The organism is Pseudomonas caspiana, from assembly GCF_040224095.2.
Taxonomy (GTDB): Bacteria; Pseudomonadota; Gammaproteobacteria; order Pseudomonadales; family Pseudomonadaceae; genus Aquipseudomonas; species Aquipseudomonas caspiana.
Map to the genome: position 1 here is coordinate 3,664,865 of NZ_CP167995.1, position 14,892 is coordinate 3,679,756.

9 protein-coding genes and 1 pseudogene are annotated in these 14,892 nt (G+C 58.9%); 8 read left to right on the forward strand and 2 right to left on the reverse strand.

What is annotated here, in order from left to right; genetic code table 11:
• Nucleotides 1-94 precede the first annotated feature (94 nt).
• Nucleotides 95-2,365 carry a bifunctional 23S rRNA (guanine(2069)-N(7))-methyltransferase RlmK/23S rRNA (guanine(2445)-N(2))-methyltransferase RlmL gene (gene rlmKL, locus ABRP31_RS16815; RefSeq protein WP_087265053.1) on the reverse strand — a complete coding sequence of 757 codons (2,271 nt, stop codon included), beginning with the start codon at nucleotides 2,363-2,365 and terminating at the stop codon, nucleotides 95-97.
• Nucleotides 2,366-2,928: 563 nt separating this feature from the next.
• Here rlmKL and rmf point away from each other — a divergent pair.
• Nucleotides 2,929-3,144 carry a ribosome modulation factor gene (gene rmf / locus ABRP31_RS16820; RefSeq protein ID WP_002553055.1) on the forward strand — a complete coding sequence of 72 codons (216 nt, stop codon included), beginning with the start codon at nucleotides 2,929-2,931 and terminating at the stop codon, nucleotides 3,142-3,144.
• A gap of 110 nt (nucleotides 3,145-3,254) precedes the next feature.
• On the opposite strand, the gene ABRP31_RS16825 is transcribed toward rmf, so the two are convergent.
• Nucleotides 3,255-4,286, reverse strand: a complete 1,032-nt coding sequence (locus ABRP31_RS16825) for a quinone-dependent dihydroorotate dehydrogenase (protein ID WP_349969401.1) — start codon at nucleotides 4,284-4,286, stop codon at nucleotides 3,255-3,257.
• 400 nt (nucleotides 4,287-4,686) lie between these two features.
• On the opposite strand from ABRP31_RS16825, the gene ABRP31_RS16830 reads away from it, so the two are divergent.
• The 7 genes and pseudogenes from ABRP31_RS16830 to cobA all read left to right on the forward strand — a co-directional run bounded on the left by ABRP31_RS16830 (nucleotide 4,687) and on the right by cobA (nucleotide 14,892).
• Complete coding sequence (locus ABRP31_RS16830) at nucleotides 4,687-5,895, forward strand: CmpA/NrtA family ABC transporter substrate-binding protein (protein WP_349969402.1); 1,209 nt, start codon at nucleotides 4,687-4,689, stop codon at nucleotides 5,893-5,895.
• Between the two features lie 13 nt (nucleotides 5,896-5,908).
• On the forward strand, nucleotides 5,909-6,484 hold the full coding sequence (locus ABRP31_RS16835) for an ANTAR domain-containing response regulator (RefSeq protein WP_027902728.1): 576 nt from the start codon (nucleotides 5,909-5,911) through the stop codon (nucleotides 6,482-6,484).
• 447 nt (nucleotides 6,485-6,931) lie between these two features.
• Nucleotides 6,932-8,143 carry a NarK/NasA family nitrate transporter gene (locus ABRP31_RS16840; protein ID WP_087265056.1) on the forward strand — a complete coding sequence of 404 codons (1,212 nt, stop codon included), beginning with the start codon at nucleotides 6,932-6,934 and terminating at the stop codon, nucleotides 8,141-8,143.
• Between the two features lie 8 nt (nucleotides 8,144-8,151).
• Nucleotides 8,152-9,810 (forward strand): bifunctional protein-serine/threonine kinase/phosphatase, encoded by a 1,659-nt coding sequence (locus ABRP31_RS16845; protein ID WP_349969403.1) that lies wholly within the window; start codon nucleotides 8,152-8,154, stop codon nucleotides 9,808-9,810.
• Nucleotides 9,811-10,170: 360 nt separating this feature from the next.
• Nucleotides 10,171-11,370, forward strand: a pseudogene (locus ABRP31_RS16850) (NAD(P)/FAD-dependent oxidoreductase); the annotation flags it as partial.
• A 29-nt stretch (nucleotides 11,371-11,399) separates the two neighbouring features.
• Complete coding sequence (locus ABRP31_RS16855; protein ID WP_349969405.1) at nucleotides 11,400-14,129, forward strand: molybdopterin-dependent oxidoreductase; 2,730 nt, start codon at nucleotides 11,400-11,402, stop codon at nucleotides 14,127-14,129.
• Nucleotides 14,130-14,142: 13 nt separating this feature from the next.
• Nucleotides 14,143-14,892: a uroporphyrinogen-III C-methyltransferase gene (gene cobA, locus ABRP31_RS16860; protein WP_349969406.1), complete on the forward strand. Its 750-nt coding sequence runs from the start codon at nucleotides 14,143-14,145 to the stop codon at nucleotides 14,890-14,892.

Here is a 14,892-nt window from a genome sequence, read left to right on the forward strand (position 1 = left end):
ATAGCGATTAGCCAGTATTTTGCCTAGTCCGTGTCAGCAGCATTTGCACATCGATCCGCCGCAAATGCGAACGGATCGATGCGCGCAGGCCCCATTATCTGGCTGTGATCTTCCACGCTCTATGGATTTTGCTGTTGCGGGCAAAGTCAGGGTCGATGGTTTGGGCGGTGATTTCTTCCACGGCATAACGCTGTGCAAGATTTTCATCGAGGACAAACTTGCGGAAGTTATTCGAGAAATACAGCACGCCGCCCGGCGCCAGACGCGCCATGGCCAGATCAAGCAACTGCACCTGATCGCGCTGCACGTCGAAAATCCCTTCCATGCGCTTGGAGTTGGAGAAAGTCGGCGGATCGATGAAGATCAGGTCGTACTCTTCACGACAGGCATCCAGCCACGCCATCACGTCGCCCTGCTCCAGACGGTTCTTGTCGGAGAAACCGTTCAGCGACAGGTTGCGCCGCGCCCAATCCAGGTAAGTTTTGGACAGGTCGACACTGGTGGTGCTGCGCGCGCCGCCTTTAGCAGCGTGAACGCTGGCCGTTGCGGTGTATGAGAACAGGTTGAGGAAGCGTTTGCCCTGAGCCTCGCGCTGAATACGCATGCGCATGGCGCGGTGATCCAGGAACAGGCCGGTGTCCAGATAATCCGTCAGGTTGACCAGCAGCTTGACGCCGCCTTCATTGACCTCGACAAACTGCCCTTGAGCACTTTGACGCTCATACTGCTTTGTACCGCTCTGGCGCTCGCGACGCTTGATAACAACTCGGCTCTTGTCGACATTGAGCGCCTGAGGGATAGCCGCCAACGCATCGAACAGACGGGCCGAGGCTTTTTCCGGATCAATGGACTTGGGCGCGGCGTACTCCTGAACGTGAACCCAATCCTGATACAGGTCGATCGCCAGCGAGTATTCAGGCATGTCAGCGTCATACACGCGGTAGCAATCGATGCCTTCGCGACGTACCCACTTACCCAGCAGCTTGAGGTTTTTCTGCAAACGGTTGGCAAACATCTGCCCGCCTTCGCTCAAGCGCGGCTGCTCGACCACCACTGGCGCCGGCTTGATCGGGTTGCCGTTTTTGTTGTACTTCTCGTATTTGCCTGGCGTCACCAGCGGGCTGGTGTCTTCCGGCTCGACGTGATCGCGCTCGACCTGACGCTGTTCAGCGGTGCGGCGTTCGCCGGTCACGAACTGGTCCGGCAGCACTTTGATCAGCAGCAGCTTGCACGGCAAGGCACCGTTCCAGAAAGCGTATTGCTTGTGGCTGCGAATGCCCATGCGCTTGCCCAGATCCGGAGCGCCAGTGAATACCGCAGCCTCCCAGTTCAGGCAGGCCTGACGTAGACGCTCACCGAGATTCTGGTAGAGATAAAGCAAGCTTGCTTCGTCACCCAGTCGCTCGCCATAGGGAGGGTTACAGATCACCAGACCTTTCTGATTCTGGTCAGGGCGCGGTTCAAATGTTGCCACTTCGCCCTGGTAAATCTTGATCCATTCGCTGAGACCTGCACGCTCCACGTTGTTGCGACCCGGTTGAATCAGGCGCGGATCCGCTTCGTAGCCGCGAATCCACAGCGGCGGCTTGGCCAGACCCGCTTCAGCGCGCTCAAGCGCTTCATCGTGCAGCTTGCGCCACAGGGCTGGCACGTGGCCGAGCCATGCGGAGAATCCCCAACGCTCGCGCTTGAGGTTTGGTGCGATGTCGGCAGCGATCATCGCCGCTTCAACGAGGAAGGTACCCACGCCGCACATCGGGTCCGCCAGCGCGCCGCCTTCAGCAGCAATACGCGGCCAGCCCGCACGAATCAGAATGGCGGCCGCCAGGTTTTCTTTCAGCGGCGCAGCGCCCTGCTGCAAACGATAGCCCCGCTGATGCAGGCTGTGGCCGGACAGGTCCAGAGACAGAATCGCTTCGCCACGGTCCAGACGCAGATGCACGCGCAGATCCGGGTTCAGCTTGTCCACGGACGGACGCGAACCGTCTGGCATGCGCAGTTTGTCGACGATGGCGTCCTTGACCTTCAAGGCGCCGAAATGAGTGTTGTCGATGCCCGAACCGTGACCACTGAACTCAACCGCCAGCGAGCCGTCCGGTTCAAGGTGATCGTGCCAGTCGACGTGCAACACGCCGTTGTAAAGGTCTTCGGCATCCTTCATCGGGAAGCGCTTGAGGACCAGCAAAACACGGTTGGCCAGACGCGACCAGAGGCAAAGCCGGTAGGCGGTCTCCATGTCGGCACTGCCACGAATGGCTGAGGTATGTTCGCGGGTTTCCTCGAGGCCAAGCGCTGTGGCTTCCTCGGCAAGCAGCCCTTCCAGGCCTTTAGGGCAAGTGAGGAAAAGTTCGTAACGGTCCGACATGAGTATTCCAGGGCCTGAGCCATAAGCGGCGGGCAACGCATTGCCCGACCAGATTTAACAGGCGTCTTTCTTGGAGAACGCCTGCGTGGCACACAATTTGTGCCAGACCACCTTGAACCGATCTGGTCATCAAGGCAGTCATCCCCAGACCATCATGGCCAAGGGACATTTAAAAACCACTATTCAGCACGACAACAGCCGTAATAAAAAGTCACATCGCGACCCTTCGTCGATTTAAGGCTGCTTGCAACCGGCCATCATCTGCGCTTGCGAAGCAGTCGCAACACTCCTCGCAGGCCTTGCCCACTCAGGGCTGGCGAAATAATCAACTTTGAAACACCTGACTGCTTATGTTCCAGTTATTACAAATATGACGTGCTTATGACAAAACGATCATTCACAGCACCCTAACCATTGGTTAGAAATCACCACAGGTTGTCACCGCAACGGTAACGACACCACGCCCGCGACGCCGGCAGCGGGCACCAACGGCAGAAGCATTCTGCCCGACCTCGACATGAGGTCTCAGGGACATAACAGTCAACAAACGAGGGCAACACCCTATGAGAAGACTTAAGCGTGATCCGTTGGAAAGAGCATTTTTACGCGGATATCAGTACGGCGTTCATGGTAAATCCCGTGAGCTTTGCCCTTTTACTCTACCGTCGGTGCGCCAAGCCTGGATCAATGGCTGGCGAGAAGGACGCGGCGACAACTGGGACGGTATGACCGGCACTGCGGGAATCCACAGACTCAACGAACTTCACGCGGTCGGATAATCAGGTAACTTCCGATCAGTCCATCAAATCTCTGAACCGATTCAAAACCAGAAGCGTCCCATCCGGGCGCTGGGCGCAAGCCCAAGGGGCTCCTTCAAGGAGCCCCTTTTTTAGCCTCGGCTTTTGCCCATCGCAGCAATCGCATCCACCGACTCACGAATCAATGCCGGGCCTTTATAGATAAAGCCGGAATAGATCTGCACCAGGCTCGCACCTGCAGCGATTTTCTCAGCCGCGTGCTTGCCTTCGGTGATGCCGCCCGCGGCAATGATCGGCATCCGCCCAGCCAGTTCACCAGCCAGAACCTTGACCGTATGGGTGCTCTTCTCGCGCACTGGAGCACCGGACAAACCGCCCGCCTCGTCACCATGCGGCAAGCCTTCGACGCCGACGCGGCTCAGGGTGGTGTTGGTAGCGATCACCGCATCCATACCCGACTCGATCAAGGCTGCGGCAACCAGCACGGTTTCTTCGTCGGTCATGTCGGGCGCAATCTTGATGGCCAGCGGCACACGCTTGCCATGCAACTGGGTCAGTGCTTCCTGACGAACACGCAACGCTTCAAGCAACTGCTTGAGCGAGTCGCCGAACTGCAGGCTGCGCAGGCCCGGGGTATTGGGCGAACTGACATTGACCGTTACATAGCTGGCATGGGCGTAAACCTTGTCCAGACAGATCAGATAGTCGTCCACCGCTCGCTCGACTGGCGTGTCGAAGTTCTTGCCGATGTTGATACCCAGAATGCCTTTGTAGCTGGCGGCCTGGACCCGAGCCACCAGGTTATCGACACCCAGATTATTGAAACCCATGCGGTTGATGATTGCTTCAGCCTGCGGCAAACGGAAAATCCGCGGCTTGGGGTTGCCCGGCTGAGGACGCGGCGTCACGGTACCAATTTCAACGAAACCGAAACCCAACTGGGCAAAGCCGTCGATGGCCGCGCCATTCTTGTCCAGACCGGCAGCCAGGCCGACCGGATTGGGAAATTCCAGGCCCATGACGTTCACCGGCAGACGCGCCGGTGCCTTGCTCAACAGGCCATTGATACCCAATCGGCCACCAGCGCCAATCAGATCCAGCGACAGGTCGTGGGAGGTTTCCGGGGAAAGTTTGAACAGTAACTGGCGGGCCAGGTTATACATGGGCGGGCGCGGCTCGTAAGAAGCTGAATTCAGGGCGGCGATTATAAACGTCTGAGCGATTGCGTGCGAGGCATGCCTGCGGGCTTTTGCAGTATAGGTATCAACACAACTTCTATATTGAGCGCCTATCCACTACCGCAAAAATGGATATGTACACGACATGAAACCTGTGTGCGTACCTATGCCACGACAAGGTGAGAACGGCACTGGCATATCGCTTGCTTGACTTAGACTAATAGCAGCGTGCCAACGAGGGCCCGATGCACCGACAATGGCGTCGTTCCGTCTTTGCTTTTTGCGAAGGATTGAACGACGCTTTTTTTATGAAAGATTCCTGCCAGCCTGGCGCGGACATGCCCGCCCCACACGCAGTTGTCATGGCAGAGGACAGATGACACTTATGAATGAGCCCACAAGAAACCCATTGGCTTGGGTAGCTGGCAGCGATGCACCAGAGATCAACTGCCTCGACATTGGCTTCATGCCGCTGTCCGACAGCGCCTCAATAGTAGTTGCCGCAACACAAGGCTTCGCCCAGCCCTACGGCCTGAGCCTGAACCTCAAACGTCAGCCGTCGTGGGCAAGTCTGCGCGACAAACTGGTCAGCGGCGAATTGCACGCGGCCCACAGTCTCTACGGATTGATCTATGCCGTACAGCTGGGCATTGGCGGTAGCGCGGCCACCGACATGGCCGTATTGATGGGGCTGAACCAGAACGGTCAGAGCATCAACTTGTCGCGTCCGCTGCAGGACGCGGGCGTGATCACTCCTGAGGCGCTGGACCACCAGGTGCACCAAAGCGGCACAAAGCTGACCTTCGCGCAAACCTTCCCCACCGGCAACCACGCTATGTGGCTTTATTACTGGCTGGCGAGCCAGGGTATTCATCCTCTGCAGGACGTGACCAGTGTAGTGGTGCCGCCGCCGCGCATGGTTGAGCATCTGCAAGCCGGTCGCATCGATGGTTTCTGCGTGGGTGAGCCTTGGGGTGCCAGCGCAGTAGATCAGCAACTGGGCTTTACCTTCGCCACCACTCAGGCGATCTGGCCCAACCACCCGGAAAAAGTACTGGGCTGCACCCGGGAGTTTGTCGAGCAGAATCCTAACACCGCACGGGCGCTGGTCATGGCCGTACTGGAAGCCAGTCGCTTCATCGAGTCCAGTGACGAGAACCGACGCAGCACCGCGCAATTGCTCAGCGGCGTGGATTATCTCGACGCGCCTGCCAGTTGCATCGAGCCGCGCTTGCTGGGTGATTACCGCGACGGGCTGGGTAACCAATGGCACGATCATCACGCTTTGCGCTTTCACGGCAATGGTGACGTCAACCTGCCGTACCTGTCCGACGGCATGTGGTTCATGACGCAGTTTCGCCGCTGGGGATTGCTGCGTGAAGATCCGGACTATCTCAATGTTGCCAAAGGCGTGCACCAACTGGCGCTTTATCGTCAGGCCGCCGAAGCGCTGGATATACCGGTTCCGACTGCAACGGTGCGCAGCAGCCAGTTGATCGATGGCAAGGTCTGGGACGGCTCTGACCCGGCCGGCTATGCCCGCAGCTTCAAGCTTCACGCCATGGCCAACGCGGCCGCCGCCCTGACTCAATGAGGAGCTGACGATTATGCTGCGTATCCTCTTGATCAATGACACGGCAAAAAAAGTCGGGCGCCTGAAAGCCGCGCTCAGCGAAGCGGGCTTTGAAGTGATTGATGAGTCCGGACTGATCATCGACTTGCCCGCACGGGTTGAAGCGCTTCGCCCCGATGTGATCCTGATCGACACTGAATCCCCGGGCCGCGATGTCATGGAACAGGTCGTGATGGTCAGTCGCGACCAACCACGCCCCATCGTGATGTTCACCGACGAGCATGATCCGGGGGTGATGCGTCAGGCAATCAAGTCGGGGGTCAGCGCGTACATCGTCGAGGGCATTCATGCCCAGCGTCTACAGCCAATTCTCGATGTGGCCATGGCACGTTTTGAGAGCGATCAGGCCTTGCGTGCCCAGCTTCAGGCACGGGATCAGCAATTGGCCGAACGCAAACGCATCGAACTGGCCAAGGGCTTGCTCATGAAAATGAAGGAGTGCAAGGAAGAAGAGGCCTACACCTTGATGCGCCGTCAGGCCATGAGCAAACAGCAGAAGCTGATTCAGGTGGCGGAGCAGATTATCGCGATGAGTGAGTTGCTGGGGTGAGGCTGCCCCCCTCCGGATTTGAAATACAACCATGTGGGAGCAGAGCTTGGTCTGGGCGGCATTCCGACGATGAAGCTGGACGCGGTTCACTTTAGATCGCGTCCAGCCTCATCGTCGGAATGCCGCCCAGACCCAGCTCTGCTCCCACAGGATTGCATTCCAAAATGAGGTGAAGGGGACGATTCTCCATCTGGCCCAGCTTTTGCTAGTTAATCAACACAGGTAACCAACGGCGGTTGCCCCACTCTACGACAAAGACGTCGCACACCTCTTTCGCCAACGCGAATCGGGTTGCGGCGTTTTTTGCGTTTTGGCCCCAGTGATCGGGGTCGGTGGTGCTGCCGAGGTTATGGACGCCCCACCTGCAGGTCTCTACAGCGTCAAGCCCTTACGGTTCGGGTCCGTGCCCGAAACAACAGATCTTCCTTTTTGCAGATGAGGTGTTCAATGAATACAAGCTTCTGGAAGGCCGGCCACAAACCGACCCTGTTCGCCGCCTTTCTGTATTTCGATCTGAGCTTCATGGTCTGGTACCTGCTCGGCCCGATGGCTGTGCAAATTGCGACAGACCTGCAGCTGACCACCCAACAACGCGGCCTGATGGTAGCAACGCCGATTCTGGCGGGCGCCCTGCTGCGCTTCGTGATGGGGATTGTGGCGGATCAACTGTCGCCGAAAACCGCCGGGATCATCGGCCAGGTCATCGTCATCGTCGCGCTGTTCAGCGCCTGGAATCTGGGTATTCACACCTATGAGCAGGCGCTCTTGCTGGGCGTGTTCCTCGGTGTCGCCGGTGCGTCGTTCGCGGTCGCGTTGCCGCTGGCGTCCCAGTGGTATCCGCCAGAGCATCAGGGCAAGGCGATGGGCATTGCCGGTGCAGGCAACTCCGGCACGGTGCTGGCCGCGTTGATTGCTCCGGTGCTGGCTGCTGCGTTTGGCTGGAGCAACGTTTTCGGCTTCGCGGTCATCCCGCTGGTCCTGACCCTGATCGCTTTTTCGCTGATGGCGCGTAATGCGCCAGAGCGCGCCAAACCCAAGTCCATGGGCGACTACCTCAAGGCGCTGGGTGATCGTGACAGCTGGTGGTTCATGTTTTTCTATAGCGTTACCTTCGGCGGCTTCATCGGCCTGGCCAGCGCCCTGCCCGGTTACTTCAATGACCAATACGGCCTGAGTCCGGTGACTGCCGGCTACTACACCGCAGCCTGCGTGTTCGGCGGTAGCCTGATGCGCCCGCTGGGCGGCGCTCTGGCTGACCGTTTCGGCGGTATTCGAACCCTGGCGGGCATGTACGCGGTGGCGGCTATCTGCATCGCGGCCGTTGGCTTCAACCTGCCCAGCTCTTGGGCGGCACTGGCCTTGTTTGTTGCGGCCATGCTCGGTCTGGGTGCAGGCAATGGCGCAGTGTTCCAACTGGTGCCACAACGTTTCCGCAAGGAAATTGGCGTCATGACCGGCCTGATCGGCATGGCCGGCGGCATTGGTGGCTTCCTGCTTGCCGCAGGTCTGGGCTCGATCAAGCAACACACCGGTGACTATCAGATGGGCCTGTGGTTGTTTGCATTTCTCGGCGTATTGGCGTGGTTCGGCCTGCTCAACGTCAAGCGCCGCTGGAGAACCACCTGGGGTTCGGCAGCTGTAACCGCTGCTCGCGTCTGAGGCAATCCATGAGCTTGCAGTTGAGCCTTGCTCAATTCAGCGCCAGCGGCCCGCGGGCGGAGAATCAGGACGCCATGCGCCTGGTGACTCCGGCCCCGGGGCTTGCCGCCAGCAAGGGCTATTTGTTTGCCTTGGCGGACGGTGTCAGCCAATGCGTCGATGGCGCCCTCGCGGCGCAATCAACCTTGCAGGCGCTGGCGCTGGATTACTACTCGACGCCTGAAACCTGGGGCGTCGCCCAATCCCTCGACCGCCTGCTGCTCGCGCAAAATCGCTGGCTGCAGGCCAACGGCTTGCTGACCACGCTCAGCGCATTGGTGCTACGCGGCAGGCGTTTTACCCTGGCTCACGTTGGCGACTGTCGCGCCTATCGCTGGCACGCCGGGGAGCTGCAACGCATCAGTGAGGACCACGTCTGGGAACAGCCCGATATGCAACACGTGCTGAAACGCGCGCTGGGGCTGGATCAATACGTGGTCATGGATTATCTGGACGGCGAACTGCGTGAAGGCGAACGCCTGCTGTTGCTCAGCGATGGTGTCTGGGCAACACTGGGTGACGCCAGCATTCGCTCGATTCTCGCCGAACAGGAGGATCTGGATCGTGCTGTGCAAACGCTGGTCAGCGCTGCTCATCTGGCTGGCAGTCAGGACAACGCCAGCGCCGTGTTGATTCGCGTCGATGCGCTGGGCCAGGATGACCTGGGCGACGCACTTATCCAGCTTCAGCAATGGCCGCTACCACCATTATTAAAGCCCGGACAACATTTCGAAGGCTGGCAGATTAACAGTCTGCTGGCTGAGTCTCGCCAGTCATTGCTGTATCGGGTCAGCGATCCGCATAATCAGCGCTGGCTGTTGAAAACGCTTCCTGGCAATCGCCATGGCGAGCCCGGCGCGGGCCAGGGATTACTGCTGGAAGAATGGTTTTTGCGCCGCGTCGCGGGGCGCTTCTTCCCTGAAACTCACTCCGCGCCGGATCGCCAACACCTGTATTACGTGATGCGTGAGCATCCGGGCCTTAGTCTGGCCCAATCATTCACCGAGCACGGCCCGGTATCCGTAGCGCAATGGCTAGGCCATGCCACGCAACTGCTGCGTGCCGTGGGCTTACTGCATCGGCGCAACATCATCCACCGCGATATCAAACCGGAAAACCTGCTGCTCGAAGACAACGGCGAGTTACGCCTGCTGGATTTCGGCCTTGCCTACTGCCCAGGCCTCTCCACGCTGACGCCGGGCGATTTACCAGGCACGCCAAGCTTCATCGCACCCGAGGCGTTCCATGGCGACGAGCCCACTCCCCGCCAGGATCTTTACGCGGTGGGCGTCACCCTCTATTACCTGCTGACCGGGCATTACCCGTATGGCGAGATCGAAGCATTCCAGCACCGCCGTTTCGGTACGCCTACGCCAGCCAGCCGCTATCGCCCGGATCTGCCCGACTGGCTCGATCACAATCTGAGCAAGGCACTGCAAGCTGATCCACAACTGCGCTATGAGACTGCCGAGCAGTGGTTGCTGGAGCTGGAGCAGGCCGAACACCGTCCGTTGGTCAAACGCGCACAGCCCCTACTGGAGCGCGAACCGCTGAAGGTCTGGCGAACGGTCGCGCTGGTTTCGTTGCTGGTTAATCTGGTCGTGATTGTCTGGTTGATGCGTCATTGAGCAGATTCGCCCTGCAACGGTGCGACTCGCACCAAAGCGGCACTCATTAGCTGAATGCAATCTTGTGGGAGCATGGCTTGCCAGCGATAAGGTCGCCGCGATCTAGAGCAAACCGAGTCCAGCCTTATCGCTGGCAAGCCATGCTCCCAAAGATTCACCACCCCATCACCCTCTACCTGGCACAACCCCTGCATGTCTCTCCTCAAGCTACTCACATCGCTACAGCTTTCAAAGACGAAGGCTGAGCTTCCCGAGAGAACGGGACCGGACAAAGGCGTCCTCGCTAGTTATCTAGCGGGACGCCTTTTTTGTTTGTGCAGAATTTGTCGAGCACCCTCTCGCGGGCTTCTCGGAGGCAAGATGAGAAAACTCAAACTGGTGATGATTGGCAATGGCATGGCCGGGGTTCGCACGCTCGAAGAGCTACTCAAGCTCAGCGACGATCTCTACGACATCACCGTGTTCGGTGCCGAGCCGCATCCCAATTACAACCGCATCATGCTGTCGCCGGTGCTGGCCGGGGAGCAGAAATTCGAAGACATCGTGCTCAACGATCTGGAATGGTATTTAAGCAACAACATTCAACTGCTGCTCAATCGCAGAGTCGTGAAAATCGACCGGGCGAAGCGCCAGGTGATTGCCGATGACGGCACCGTTGCACATTACGATCGCCTGCTGATTGCCACCGGCTCGACGCCATTCATGCCACCCATGCCTGGCAGCGCCCTCAGCGGTGTGATCGGCTATCGCGATATCGCTGACACACGAATCATGATCCACACCGCCAAAGTCCGGAAGCATGCCGTGGTGATCGGTGGCGGTCTGCTCGGTCTGGAAGCAGCGAACGGCCTGAAGATGCGCGGCATGGACGTGACCGTCGTCCACATCGGCAAGTGGTTGCTGGAACGTCAACTGGATAAAACCGCCGGACAACTGCTGCAAACCGCTCTGGAAGCTCGCGGCTTGCACTTTCGCCTGAACGAGCAAACCGAAGCATTACTGAACGACGGCAAAGGCGCGGTCAAAGCCGTGCAATTCAAGAACGGTGACGTGATCCCTGCCGATCTTGTGGTCATGGCAGCGGGCATTCGCCCGGCGACCGAATTGGCAGAACTGGCCGGCCTGCCGTGCAATCGCGGGATTCTGGTCAACGACACCCTGCAAACCTACGACCCGCGCATTTATGCCATCGGCGAATGCGCCAGCCACCGCGGTACAGCCTACGGTCTGGTAGCACCGCTGTTCGAGCAAGCCAAAGTCTGCGCCAACCATCTCGCACAATTGGGCTTCGCCCGCTACAAAGGTTCTGTCACCTCGACAAAATTGAAAGTGACCGGCATCGACCTGTTTTCTGCCGGAGACTTCATGGGTGGCGAAGGCACTGAAACCATTACGCTGCAGGACCCCATCAGCGGGCGTTATAAAAAACTGGTGATTAAAAACGACATGCTGGTGGGCGCCTGCCTGTACGGCGATACCTCTGACGGCGGCTGGTACATGCGCCTGATCCGCAGCGGGCAATCGATCAGTACTCTGCGTGACCAGCTGATGTTCGGAGAAACCACTACACCTCAAACGGACATTCCGCTATGCGCCTGACCAGCATTGCGGTGCCTGCGACGCAAACCATCGCATCCACTTGCTGCTATTGCGGGGTCGGGTGCGGCGTACTCATCGAACATGACGGGCGCAACATCATCGGGGTCAGTGGTGATCCCGCGCACCCGGCCAACTTCGGCAAGCTCTGCAGCAAAGGATCGACCCTGCACCTGACGGGCGACATCAGCGCACGGGCGCTGTATCCGGAACTACGCTTGGGAAAAAGCCTGGCACGAGGCGTCACGGACTGGGAAACCGCACTGGATCACGCCGCTAATGTGTTCGCCCAGACCATTCGCGAACATGGGCCTGACAGCGTTGCGTTCTATATCTCGGGGCAACTGCTGACCGAGGATTACTACGCATTCAACAAGCTCGCCCGGGCGCTGGTCGGCACCAACAATATCGACAGCAACTCTCGCCTGTGCATGTCTTCTGCGGTGGTTGGCTACAAGCGCAGCCTGGGTGCAGATGCTCCGCCCTGCAGCTATGAAGACATCGAGCTCAGTGATTGCGTGATGATCGTGGGCAGCAATATGGCTTACGCTCATCCGATTCTGTTTCGTCGCCTGGAAGAAGCAAAAAGCCAACGCCCGGACATGAAAGTCATCGTCATTGATCCACGCCGTACCGATACGTGCGATCTGGCGGACATGCATCTGGCGATCAACCCCGGCACTGACGTGGCGCTGTTCCACGGCATTCTGCACCTGCTGCTCTGGGAAGGCCTGGTCGATCAGGATTTCATCGACCAGCACACCGAAGGCTATGCCGAACTGAAAAGCCTGGTGCATCACTACACGCCGCAAATGGTCGCGCAGACCTGCGGCATCTCGCTTCAGCAACTGCACGAATGCGCCCAGTGGGTCGGTCAGGCACCGAGCTTTCTATCGCTGTGGTGCATGGGCTTGAATCAGTCCACCGCGGGGAGCGCCAAAAACAGTGCGTTGATCAACCTTCATCTGGCCACCGGACAAATCGGCCGCCCTGGCGCGGGTCCTTTCTCCCTGACCGGCCAGCCCAATGCCATGGGCGGCCGCGAAACCGGCAGCCTGTCCAATCTGCTCCCCGGCCACCGTGAAGCTGGCAATCCCGAACATCGCGATGAAGTGGCGCAGTACTGGGGGATCGACAAGCTACCGGAAACACCGGGCTTATCCGCCATCGAACTGTTCGAGCAGATGCAGAGCGGCAAAATCAAAGCTGTGTGGATCGCCTGCACCAACCCGGCTCAATCACTGCCTGATCAGACCCGGGTTCGCGAAGCCCTGAACGCATGCCCGTTCGTGGTTCTGCAAGAAGCCTTTCGCACCACCGAAACCGCACGCTTTGCCGACCTGCTGCTGCCCGCCGCCAGTTGGGGAGAAAAAGAAGGCTCGGTCACCAACTCCGAAAGACGTATATCCCATGTGCGCAAAGCGATTGCTGCTCCTGGCGACGCGCGCCCGGACTGGGCAATTACAGTTGATTTCGCCCAACGCCTCCAGACCCGGCTAAAGCCTGAAGCAAAGGCGCTTTTTGATTTCCAGACGCCTCAGGCGCTGTTTGATGAGTACAAGCTTCTGACTCAAGGCCGCGATCTGGACTTGTCTGGTATCAGCTACGGCATCATCGACCAGCATGGCCCGCAACAATGGCCATTCCCCGCAGGCGCCACCGGCGGCACGGCACGCCTGTATCTGGATGGCCAGTTTCCAACGCCATCAGGCAAGGCCAGATTCATCAGCGAGCCGTACAGCGCTGCCAAAGAGCTGCGCGACAGTCGCTTCCCGCTCACCCTGAACACCGGCCGCCTGCGTGATCAATGGCATGGCATGAGCCGCACCGGCACCGCTGCGCGCCTGTTCGGTCATGTCAGTGAAGCGGTGTTGAGCCTGCACCCGGAAGATTTGCATCGCTATCGACTGCAATCGGGTGATCTGGTCACCCTGAAAAGCCGACGCGGCAGCGTGATCGTGCCGGTAGACAGCGATGACGGCTTGCGGGCTGGCCACGGGTTCATGCCGATGCACTGGGGTGATCGTTTTCTCAAAGGCGGCGTGAATATCCTTACACAGCCAGCGTTCGACCCGATCTCCAGGCAACCCGAGCTGAAGCACTCTGGCGTGCGCGTCGACAAGGTCGACCTGCCATGGCGGCTATTTGTGTTGATAGAGGGTGACGTGCAACGCCGACTGGATGCCTTGCGCTCACTGTGCGATGAATTCCCCTACACCAGCTTGAGTCTTGCCGGACGCGAGCGCCCTGCCCTGACTTTGCGAGCGGCCAGCAGCGAAGCGCCCGCTCAAGAACTGCTTGATCGAATTGATCAGTTGCTGGAACTGGATCACGGCCCGGTGCTGGCTTATGACGATCCTCGTCGGGGCATCAGCAAACGCATTCGTCTGGAACAAGGTCGGATCACTGCTATCCGCCTCGGCGGGGAAACTCTCGCCAAGAACTGGCTACAGAGCCTATGGCTGGATGGTCAGCAAATCGATGACAACCTACGCAACTGGCTGCTGGCTCCGATCAGCAGTGCTCCTGGTTCGGGCGCAAGCAAGGCAACCGGCAGCAAAACGTTATGCAATTGCATGAACGTCAGTGAAAACACTGTATGCGACGCCATCGGCAAAGGTCTGGATCTGGGTCAACTGAAGGCACAACTGGGCTGCGGCACCATGTGCGGCTCGTGCGTGCCGGAAATCAAACGACTGCTGACAGTCGTCGCGATCAACTAATGAGGTGTACAGCATGAGTGCAAAAGTCTGGCTGGTCGGCGCAGGTCCCGGAGATCCCGAGCTACTGACCCTCAAAGCCGTGCGTGCCCTGCGCGAAGCAGACGTGGTCCTGATCGATGATCTGGTCAACAGCGCCGTGCTGGAGCATTGCCCGACCGCTCGCGTCATTCCAGTAGGCAAACGGGGTGGCTGCCGCTCGACACCGCAAGCTTTCATCCATCGCCTGATGCTGCGCTACGTGCGCCAGGGCAAATGCGTGGTTCGCCTCAAGGGTGGAGACCCATGCATATTTGGCCGCGGCGGCGAAGAAGCCGATTGGCTGCGAGTTCATGGGGTTGATGTGGAACTGGTCAACGGCATCACCGCCGGCCTGGCTGGCGCGACGCAGTGCGGTATATCGCTAACATTGCGCGGCATTAGTCGCGGCGTGACGTTGGTCACCGCCCATACACAGGACGACAGCACGTTGAACTGGCAAGCGCTGGCGCAAGGGGGAACAACGTTGGTGGTCTACATGGGTGTGGCAAAACTGGCGGAAATACGTAACAGCCTGATCAGCGGCGGCATGGCGCTGACTATGCCAGTGGCAATGATCGAAAACGCTTCGCTGCCTCAGCAACGCGAATGCCGTAGCTCACTCGCCGACATGCAACGGGATGCAGCACTGTTCGAACTGAAGAGTCCGGCCATCCTGGTGATTGGCGAAGTGGCAGCAGTCACAGAGATAGATTTGCTGCAACTGGCAGAAAGTAAAACGGCCTGA